Genomic DNA, 2,163 nt, shown 5'->3' with positions numbered 1-2,163 from the left:
GGGGTACGGGGGTGGTCGGCGGTGAGCCGGGCCGCGCTGCTCGTGCTGGCCGACGGCCGCTTCCCGGCCGGGGGCCACGCCCACTCGGGCGGGGCCGAGGCCGCGGTGCGGGCCGGGCGGGTGCACGACGCCGCCGGCCTGGAGTCGTTCTGCCGGGGGCGGTTGCACACCGCCGGCCTGGTCGCGGCCGGCCTCGCGGCGGCCGCCGCGCTCGGACTGGACCCGGTGGAACTGGACGCCGCCGCCGACGCCCGGACCCCGTCGGCCGCCCTGCGGGCGGCGGCCCGCCGGCTCGGCCGGCAGCTGCTACGGGCCGCCCGGGCGACCTGGCCCTCGCCGGAACTGGCGGAGCTGGCCGCGGCGTTCCCGCGCGGCGCCCACCAGCCCATCGTGCTCGGCGTGACCGCCCGCGCGGCCGGGCTCGCACCGGTGGACGCCGCGCACGTGGCGGCGTACGAGAGCGTCGGCGGGCCGGCGACCGCGACCGTACGGCTGCTGGGCCTGGACCCGTTCGAGGCGAGCGGGGTGCTGGCCCGGCTCGCACCGGAGCTCGACGCGGTCGCCGAGGCGGCCGCGGCCGCCGCGGCGGCGGCCCGGCGGGACGGCACGACGGCCCTGCCCGCCGCCTCGTCCCCCCTCCTGGACATCGCAGCCGAGGCACACGCCACCTGGCCGGTCCGCCTCTTCGCGTCGTGAGCCCCAACGCCGCACCGGCCCGGGCTGTGCGGGTGGCGTGGCCGGGCCGCGGGCGTGGGGCGGGCCCGGGTACGGCCTCCGGCTCTGGGCCCGGGCTGCGGGGGGCGTGGCCGGGCCGCGGGCGCCCGGTGCGCCTTGGCACGGCTTCGGGCTCTGGGCCCGGGCTGTGCTCGGATCGTGGCCTGGCCGCCGGCGTGGGGCGCGCCCCGGCGCGGCCTCGGATCTGGGCTCGGGCTGTGCTCGGATCGTGGCCTGGCCGCCAGCGCGGGGTGCGCCCGGGCACGGCCTCGGATCTGGGCTCGGGCTGTGCTCGGATCGTGGCCTGGCCGCCGGCGTGGGGCGCGCCCGGGCGCGGCCACGGACCTGGGCCCGGGCTGTGCTCGGGGGCCTGGCGGGGCCGGGCCGCCGGCGTGGGGCGCGCCCTGGCGCGGCTTCCGGCTCTGGCTCGGGCTGTGCTCGGATCGTGGCCGGGCCGCTGGCGTGGGGTGCGCCCCGGCGCGGCCTCCGGCCCTGGGCCCGGGCTGTGCTCGGGGGGCCTGGCCGGGCCGGGCCGCCGGAGCCGGGCGCGGCCTGGCCCGGCCTCCGGACCTGGACCCGGGCTGCGCCCGGCGTCGTGGCCGGGCCGCCGGCGCCGGGTGCGCCCCGGCACGGCCCCCTGGCCAGCGCTGCCGTCCCCTTTTGTCCCTCCCGTCGCCCCTCCGCCTCCCCTTGCCCGTCCCTCTGTCCTCCCTCCCCGCATCCAAGGAGCCCCCGTGCACCTCGACCACGCCGTGACGACGTATCCGCACCGGCACACCCACAGCGCGGCCCCCGTACGCGCCGACGGCTCGCGCCGGGCCCTGCGCATCGGGCTCGGCGGGCCCGTGGGGTCCGGCAAGACCGCCACCGTGGCCGCGCTCTGCCGCGCCCTGCGTGCCGAGTGCTCGATGGCCGTGGTCACCAATGACATCTACACCCGGGAGGACGCCGAGTTCCTGCTGCGCGAGGCCGTGCTCCCGCCCGAGCGGATCGCGGCCGTGGAGACCGGGGCATGCCCCCACACCGCCATCCGTGACGACATCTCGGCCAACCTGGAGGCCGTCGAGGAGCTCGAGGACGCCTTCCGCGAGCACGCCCCGCTCGACGTGGTCCTCGTCGAGTCCGGCGGGGACAATCTGACCGCCACCTTCTCGCGCGGCCTCGTCGACGCCCAGATCTTCGTGATCGACGTGGCCGGCGGCGACGACATCCCGCGCAAGGGCGGCCCCGGCGTCACCACGGCCGACCTGCTGGTCGTCAACAAGACCGACCTGGCCCCGTACGTCGGCTCCGACCTGGACCGCATGGCCCGTGACGCCGCGGCCCAGCGGAACGGCCTGCCGGTCGTCTTCCAGTCCCTGCGCAGCGAACCGGGCGTGGACCCGGTCGCCCACTGGGTCCGCGAGCTGATCACCGCCTGGGCGACGCCGTGACCGCCCCGCCCCGCAC

General features: G+C 79.8%; 2 protein-coding genes. Both read left to right on the top strand.

Annotated features, from left to right (window positions below):
• Positions 1 to 21: 21 nt before the first annotated feature.
• Complete coding sequence (locus EF918_RS35030) at positions 22 to 696, top strand: urease accessory protein UreF (RefSeq protein ID WP_125652889.1); 675 nt, start codon at positions 22 to 24, stop codon at positions 694 to 696.
• A 752-nt stretch (positions 697 to 1,448) separates the two neighbouring features.
• Positions 1,449 to 2,147, top strand: a complete 699-nt coding sequence (gene ureG, locus EF918_RS35025) for an urease accessory protein UreG (RefSeq protein ID WP_125652888.1) — start codon at positions 1,449 to 1,451, stop codon at positions 2,145 to 2,147.
• Positions 2,148 to 2,163: the final 16 nt, after the last annotated feature.

Source organism: Streptomyces sp. WAC06614 (genome assembly GCF_003949795.1).
Lineage (GTDB): Bacteria > Actinomycetota > Actinomycetes > Streptomycetales > Streptomycetaceae > Streptomyces.
Note: the sequence above shows the minus strand (reverse complement) of the source record. Positions and strands in the feature narration are given on the sequence as shown.